Origin of the sequence: Lacinutrix sp., from assembly GCF_023299985.1 — a bacterium.
Lineage (GTDB): Bacteria > Bacteroidota > Bacteroidia > Flavobacteriales > Flavobacteriaceae > Lacinutrix.
Map to the genome: position 1 here is coordinate 1 of NZ_JALZVX010000228.1, position 7,713 is coordinate 7,713.

General features: G+C 31.5%; 8 protein-coding genes and 1 tRNA gene. 7 read left to right on the forward strand and 2 right to left on the reverse strand.

Features of this window, described 5'->3' with window-relative positions; translation table 11 throughout:
* Positions 1–903, reverse strand: a 903-nt coding sequence (locus tag Q0C58_RS12180) for a hypothetical protein (protein ID WP_290702043.1), incomplete at its 3' end; no start/stop codon positions are given.
* 169 nt (positions 904–1,072) lie between these two features.
* Between Q0C58_RS12180 and Q0C58_RS12185 the strand changes: the two genes are divergently transcribed.
* Positions 1,073–1,145: transfer RNA gene (locus tag Q0C58_RS12185), tRNA-Gly, on the forward strand.
* Positions 1,146–1,294: 149 nt separating this feature from the next.
* On the opposite strand, the gene pepE is transcribed toward Q0C58_RS12185, so the two are convergent.
* Positions 1,295–2,002, reverse strand: a complete 708-nt coding sequence (gene pepE / locus Q0C58_RS12190) for a dipeptidase PepE (RefSeq protein ID WP_290702046.1) — start codon at positions 2,000–2,002, stop codon at positions 1,295–1,297.
* A 140-nt stretch (positions 2,003–2,142) separates the two neighbouring features.
* Here pepE and Q0C58_RS12195 point away from each other — a divergent pair, with 140 nt between their 5' ends.
* The 6 genes from Q0C58_RS12195 to Q0C58_RS12220 form a co-directional block, all read left to right on the forward strand.
* Positions 2,143–2,937 (forward strand): hypothetical protein, encoded by a 795-nt coding sequence (locus Q0C58_RS12195; protein WP_290702048.1) that lies wholly within the window; start codon positions 2,143–2,145, stop codon positions 2,935–2,937.
* A complete protein-coding gene (locus Q0C58_RS12200) occupies positions 2,927–3,202 on the forward strand; it encodes a hypothetical protein (RefSeq protein ID WP_290702051.1) in 276 nt (91 codons plus the stop codon). Before Q0C58_RS12195 ends, Q0C58_RS12200 begins: the two co-directional genes overlap by 11 nt.
* Before the next feature lie 203 nt (positions 3,203–3,405).
* Positions 3,406–3,720 carry a hypothetical protein gene (locus Q0C58_RS12205; RefSeq protein ID WP_290702054.1) on the forward strand — a complete coding sequence of 105 codons (315 nt, stop codon included), beginning with the start codon at positions 3,406–3,408 and terminating at the stop codon, positions 3,718–3,720.
* A gap of 59 nt (positions 3,721–3,779) precedes the next feature.
* The gene (locus tag Q0C58_RS12210) at positions 3,780–4,280 is read left to right on the forward strand and encodes a DUF6702 family protein (protein ID WP_290702057.1); all 501 of its coding nucleotides are present in this window, start codon (positions 3,780–3,782) and stop codon (positions 4,278–4,280) included.
* Positions 4,281–4,346: 66 nt separating this feature from the next.
* Positions 4,347–6,647, forward strand: a complete 2,301-nt coding sequence (locus tag Q0C58_RS12215; protein ID WP_290702060.1) for a M1 family metallopeptidase — start codon at positions 4,347–4,349, stop codon at positions 6,645–6,647.
* Between the two features lie 269 nt (positions 6,648–6,916).
* On the forward strand, positions 6,917–7,713 hold a 797-nt coding region (locus Q0C58_RS12220; protein ID WP_290702062.1), incomplete at its 3' end, for a sodium/proton-translocating pyrophosphatase.

Genomic DNA, 7,713 nt, shown 5'->3' on the forward strand with positions numbered 1-7,713 from the left:
ACCATCAGTAGATTCTACTGTTTGAATTTCGTTAGTTGCATCAGTATCTAAATCTGCAGCAATGTGGTCTGCAATATCTGTTGCGTTTGTAGCAATGTCAGTTGCGTTAGTTGCTACTTCAGCACTTTCATCTAAAGAGGAAAGGTCTGTAATAATTGTTCCGCCAGCATCAGTAGTTTCAAGATCAGTACCGTTAAGTACTACTGTTGTGTTAAGCTCGTTGGTAGGATCGTTATCGTTGTTAGCAGGAATAGTTATGGATAAATCGAAATCGTTCCCGTTAGGTGTTACACTTACTGAACCGTCTGTAGATTCTACTGTTTGAATTTCGTTAGTTGCATCAGTATCTAAATCTGCAGCAATGTGGTCTGCTATGTCTGTTGCGTTTGTTGCTATGTCAGTTGCGTTTGTTGCTACTTCAGTGCTTTGATCTAAAGAGGAAAGGTCTGTAGTAATTGTTCCTCCAGCATCAGTAGTTTCAAGATCAGTACCGTTAAGTACTACTGTTGTGTTAAGCTCGTTGGTAGGATCTGAATCTGCATCACTCAACGAAATCACAGTGTTATTTCCAGCTTCATCAGTGTAAGTAAAAGTGCCATCAGTATTTAATGCTATAGAAGTAATAGTTTCATTATCCATTACATCTATACATAAACTTGTCCAAGAATTATTGTTGTATTGAAATAAACAGTCTTCATCAATATTGTATATAATTGCACCTTCAAGTGGTATAATCGCATTCATCTGTGCAGATGTGATTCGAGTAACAACTAAAGTTTTTGTAGTGCTTTCTAACTCTAGAACAGAACTTTGATTTATTGTTTGCGGATTATCTCCTATTTTAACTTGAGCAAATAGATTTGTAGATATTAATAAAAGTGCAACTAGTAGGATTTTTTTCATTTTAAAGGCTTTTATTCAAAAATAATATTGAATCTTTTTTTTTGAATAAAAAACACATAATTCATTCAGTTTAATCGATAAAAAGCTATAATAATCGTTGTAAGACACAATTATTATTAATAAAAGTAATGGTTAGTCTTGATTAATTACTATTTTTGCCATCGGAAATGCGAGAGTAGCTCAGTTGGTAGAGCGTCAGCCTTCCAAGCTGAATGTCGCCAGTTCGAACCTGGTCTCTCGCTCTAAAAGCTTTATCTAATCGATGAAGCTTTTTTTATGCAACATATTTAAAAAACAGAAATTAAGGAAAGTTTATAAGTTTATTGTAGACGAAGTCTAAGTAGTCTTAAATATTTAGTTGAAAAATAATATATTAGAAAAAGAGTTGTTTTTATTTTAATTCATTTAAAGTTGTTTTTGTATTAACTTCATAAGCTTCCTTTTCATATTCGAAAACTCTAGCTTTTAAATTTCCTTTTAATACAATATTATTTCCCTTAACTTCAATATAGCTACCTTCTCGTAAACCAATAACAGGTTGTGTATTAAATTTATGAAACTCTTTAATACGTGTTTCTCGCGTTTCTCCCATGTGTTTACTTCCTGAAATTGGATCTAAATAATGCGGATTAATATTAAATGGAACAAAGCCCAGAGTTTTAAAGCTTGGAGGATAAACAATAGGCATATCATTGGTTGTATTCATTGTTAAGCCACAAATATTACTTCCAGCGCTTGTTCCTAAATACGGTATACCACTATTTATAGCTTTTTTTATAGCATTAATACAATTACGCTTATAAAGCATATTTACTAATACAAAGGTGTTTCCTCCTCCAACATAAATGGCTTTTGCTTGCTTTATTGCTTCATCTGGATTTTTAAATTCATGAATTCCTTTTACGGTTTTACCTATTTTTTGAAAAGGCTTTCTAATTTTATCAGTGTATTCGTCATGAGAAATTCCGCTAGGTCTTGCGTATGGAATAAACAATATATCGTTAGTGTCTTTAAAATGAATTTTTAATACTTCTAAAAGGTAATCCAAAGGTTGTCCTCCAAAAACAGTTGATGTGCTCGCAATAATTATACTCCTCATTATGGTTTATTTGTTGTAAATTTATACAATACGAATTTAAATATAGAATGCCAAGAGTGCTCTTTTAACAAAAATTTAAAACTCTTTTAAATTTTAATTAAGAAATGAAAACCGTTATTTACAAACCTAAACCAATTTTAATGAAACATTTTTTACTTTTATTAATTTTCTGTGTGTCATCATTTTCATTGTTTGCTCAAAACAATTCTAGAATAGAAGTTAAAGGTAGAATAATTGTAGATGTGGATGATTTAGAAAATATTACTATTTATAATACTTCTTCCAATAAAGGAACTGTTACAGATTCTATAGGTAATTTTAAAATTAAGGTTGCTTTAAACGATGAAATTAAGATTTCTTCAGTACAAATTATTCCTTTTACAGCGAAGATTACTAATGCAGTTATAGATACCAAAGTATTAAAAGTGTATTTAAAAGAATATATAAATACGCTAGACGAGGTTGTTTTATTGCCTTACGATTTAACTGGTGATCTTGCTACAGACGCATTAGATGCTAAAGTGTCTGACCCAATAGTTTTTAATTTTGAAAGTTTTGATAATTTTGAAATGCCAGACGATTATCTTTCCAAAGTAGATAATATTGCAGTTGGTACACAAAACGACCGTATTAGGTATCAATTAAATGGCATGGCAATAATAGGTTCTTTAGCTAAATTAATTTTTAAGAATAAAGATAAAAAGAATAAAAGCCCAAAACTAAGAATACCAATTTCTAGTATTTCTGAAACATTTAAACCTTTGTATTTTACAGAAAATTATAATATACCAGAAGATAAAGTGCAATCATTTATTGCGTATTTAGAGAAATCTCAATACAATATTACATTGTTAGAGCCTAAAAACGAGTTAAAATTAATAGAATATTTACACACAAAAAGTAAAGAATTCCTAGCAATAAAAAATGAAGATTAGAACTAATATATTTCTTCTTTTATTTTTAATAGTAAGTTTTAGTTTTTCTCAAAACACAGTACTAGAAGGAATTGTTATAGGTGACGAAAACGTGGAAAGTATTCATGTAATAAATCAAACACAAAAAGCATACGCAACTACAAACAATAAAGGTGTTTTTAAAATTGAAGCAAAAACACAAGATACTATCGTTTTTACTTCAGTACAATACAAACCCTACACACACACATTGTTAACGCAGAAAATATTAAAGACAAAAGACTAAGCATTAATCTTGTAATTCTTGTAAACGAGCTTCCAGAAGCTATAATAGGTTTTACTTTAACAGGAAACTTAGGTAAAGATGTTTTAAATTCTGATGCTAAAAGGCCTATAGATTTTTATGATGTTGGAATTCCTGGTTACAAAGGAAAACGAAAGACAAAAAGCCAAAGACTTTTAGCTGAAGCTGGAGAGTTTAAACCTAAAATGCTACTTGGAGTTTTAGCTGGAGGTTTGCCTTTAAATCCAATATTAAACGGAATTTCTGGAAGAACAAAAGAACTTAAAAAACGAGTAGCTTTGGAGGAAAACACAGCATTAATGAATGTTGTAAAGAATAAATTATCTGAAGCTTTTTTTAAAGAAAACGAATTAGACGAAGAACTAAGAGCTGAGTTTTTCTTTTTCTGTTCAGAGGATGAAACATTTGAAGCAAGGTGTGCTTCAAGCGATTTAGAGGCTTTAAAATTTATGAAAGAAAAGTACATTAAGTACAAAGAAAACTTAGCCGAAAAAGAATAATAACTTTTTGGAATGCTTTTTGACTTCTTTATGTAAGTTTGTAATCGAAATATAATATTATGAAATTCTTAAAATCATTTTTAGTTTTAACAATATTAATGTCATTTGCCTTTAGTAGTGCTCATAAATACTACGTTAGTATCACAAAAATAGAATATGTAAAAGAGCAAAAATCTATACAGATTATTACGCGCATTTTTATAGATGATTTCGAAAATCTACTTAAAGAACGCTACGATGATAAAATTGTTTTAGCATCAGATTTAGATGAAACACAAATTGATAGTTACATTAAAAAGTATTTATTGTCAAGGTTAAAAATAAATATAGATGGAAAAGAATCTATAATAAAATTTATTGGTAAAGAATACGATGAAGATGTAGTGCAATGCTATCTTGAAATAGAAGGTGTAGAAAACATCAAATCTTTTGCTGTAGAGAATAATGTGCTTTATGATATGTTTAACGATCAAAAAAACATAGTTCGTACCAATATTAATGGAAAAAATAAATCCTTCATTTTAATTCCAGAAAACAATAAAGGAATGTTAAACTTCTAAAAAAAAGAATGTTTCAATCTTAAAATTTGTTAAATTCGGACTTTATTCTGATAAATAACAAATAAAATGAACAAACTAAAGTACCTCGTGCTATCTGCACTTTTTCTTACTGTTGGAGTATTTGCTCAGCAAAATCAAGAAACAAAAGAGCCTCAACAAGGCCATACCAATCAAAATAAATTTAAGCAACTTTACGAAGAGTTTTCTACTCCTAACATGTATCGTGCTGCATCTGGAGCACCAGGTTCTGCTTATTATCAGCAACAAGCCGATTATAAAATGGATTTAGAGTTGGATGATGTTAATGCTAAATTGTCTGGTTTCGAAACTATTACTTATACAAATAATTCGCCAGATGTACTTAAATATCTTTGGGTACAATTAGACCAAAACATGCGAGCTAAAGACTCTCAAACACCTTTAATTCAAAGTAGTGGAGTAAATCCTGCAGCACAAGTTTCTGCTTATGCTAATAACTACATGAGTGATGGTTTCGATGGTGGTTTTAATATTGAAGAAGTAAAAGGAGCAAACGGGAAAACATTAAAGCACATGATTAATCGCACAATGATGCGAGTAGATATGCCAAAGCCTTTAGCTTCTGGAGAACAATTTTCGTTCTCTATTAAATGGTGGTACAACATTAACGATCACGTTAACGGAAGAGGTCGTTCTGGTTACGAGTATTTTGAAGAAGACGATAATAGAGCTTATGTAATGGCACAATTCTATCCTAGAATGGCTGTTTATAACGATGTAGAAGGATGGCAAAACTCACAGTTTTGGGGACGTGATGAATTTGCGTTACCATTTGGTAATTTTGAAGTAAACATTACTGTTCCTGCAGATCATATTTTAGATGGTACAGGAAAATTAACTAATAGAAAAGAAGTGTTTTCAAAAGAGATGATGAAACGCTATGAAAAAGCTAAAAAAGCTTATACAGAACCTGTAATAGTAGTGACACAAGATGAAGTCGTTGAGAAGCTTAAAACAAAGTCTTCAAAAACAAAAACTTGGAAATTATACGCAGAGAATGTTCGTGATTTCGGTTTTGCAACATCAAGACGTTACATTTGGGATATGATGGCTGTAAAAATTGGAAATAAAGATGTTATGGCTGTTTCTATGTATGGAAAAGAAGGTAATCCTTTATGGGAAGATTGGTCAACAAAAGCAGTTGCTAGTACATTAAAGTCATACTCACGCATGACTTTCGATTACCCTTATCACAAAGCAATTTCTGTGCACGCAAAACAGCAAGGTATGGAATACCCAATGATTTGCTGGAACTATGGTCGTCCAGATAAAGATGGAAATTATAGTGATCGTACTAAATTTGGAATGATGTCTGTAATTATTCATGAAGTTGGTCACAATTTTTTTCCAATGATAGTAAATAGTGATGAGCGTCAATGGACCTGGATGGACGAAGGTTTAAATACATTTGTACAATACGTAGCAGAGCAAGATTTCGGGAAATGGTATCCAGCTGCTTTGTCTGAAGGACAATCTGCTTACCCATCACGTCGTGGTCCAGCTAAAAATATTACACGTTATATGGGAGGAGATCAAAATTTTATTGCTCCAATTATGACTAAAGGTTTAAATACGTACCAGTTTGGTAATAATGCTTATGGTAAGCCAGGAACAGCACTAAATATTCTTCGTGAAACTGTAATGGGACCAGAACTGTTTGATTATGCGTTTAGAGAGTACTCAAAACGTTGGATGTTTAAACACCCAACACCAGAAGATTTTTTCCGTACAATGGAAGACGCTTCAGCTTTCGATTTAGATTGGTACTGGAGAGGCTGGTTTTACACAACAGATTATGTAGATATAGGAATAAAGGATGTTAAAAAATTCTATGTCACTACAAAACCGAACACGCAAGGTAAGAGAATGGTAAAACGTTTTGGTCTTGAAGAGAAAGATTTAGTTTATTTTGTTGAAGAAGGAAGTGAAGATTATACTGCTGGAATGAAAAGCGAAAGCATTTCTGATAAATCTGCAACATTAAAAGAGTATCTAATGGATAATTTTACGACACAAGAACGATCTAAAATGAAAGAGCCTAAGTATTTTTATAGTGTTACTTTTAATAAGCCAGGAGGATTGGTTATGCCAATTATTGTAGAATACACTTATGCTGATGGAACAAGTAAAACAGAAAAATATCCAGCACAAATATGGAGACTAAACGATAATGAAGTAAGCAAAGCTATCTCTTCAGATAAAGAAATTGTTAGTATTACTGTAGATCCAAAATTAGAGACTGCAGATGTAGATGCTTCAAACAATTCTTGGCCAAGAGAGGTTAAGCAAGGAGAGTTTGATAAATTTAAGAATAAAGTAAAAAACTAATAATTTAGTTTTAAAAATAAAAAAAAGTCTATTCAATCTAATAGGCTTTTTTTATTGGTTAATAATTGTAATTCAATAGGTTATAAGTTATAAAACTGTATTGAAACTTAAATTTGTTAATGCTTTCATTGTAAGCACACAGGAGGTTTGCTATTGTTGAATTCGTAAAAAAAGCATTGAAAAAATGTCACTTTCAAAATATTTTTTACTTCACAATGATTTTATTACATTTGCGAACATTAAAAACTAATCAAAACTAAAAAATTAATATGGAATCAATGATGATTTATATGCCAATTGTAGCAGCTTTAATTGGTCTAGCTTATATGTGGATAAAAAGAGTTTGGGTATTAAAACAAGATGCAGGAGATGGTAAAATGGCAGAGATTTCTAGTCATATTTACGAAGGTGCATTGGCTTTTTTAAAGGCAGAATATAAATTGCTAGCAATATTTGTTTTTGTAGCTAGTTTTTTATTAGCAATAGTATCTCAAGTAGTAGAGTCTACAAGTGTATTAATTGTTGTTGCTTTTATCTTTGGAGCTATTTTTTCTGCATTTGCAGGAAATATGGGTATGAAAATAGCAACCAAAACAAACGTTAGAACAACACAAGCAGCTAGAACAAGTTTGCCACAAGCATTAAAAGTGTCTTTTGGTGGTGGTACAGTTATGGGATTAGGTGTTGCTGGTTTAGCAGTACTTGGTTTAACGGTATTCTTTTTGGTGTTCCTTAATATTTTTATGCCTGACGGTTGGACAAACACAACTGATATGACTAAAATCCTAGAAACCCTTGCAGGTTTCTCTTTAGGAGCAGAGTCTATTGCATTGTTTGCACGTGTAGGTGGAGGTATCTATACTAAAGCAGCAGATGTTGGTGCAGATTTAGTAGGTAAAGTAGAAGCTGGTATTCCAGAAGACGATCCAAGAAATCCTGCTACAATTGCAGATAACGTTGGAGATAATGTAGGTGATGTTGCAGGAATGGGAGCAGATTTATTTGGATCTTATGTTGCAACAGTATTAGCAGCAATGGTTTTAGGTAACTATATATTAGATGTAAA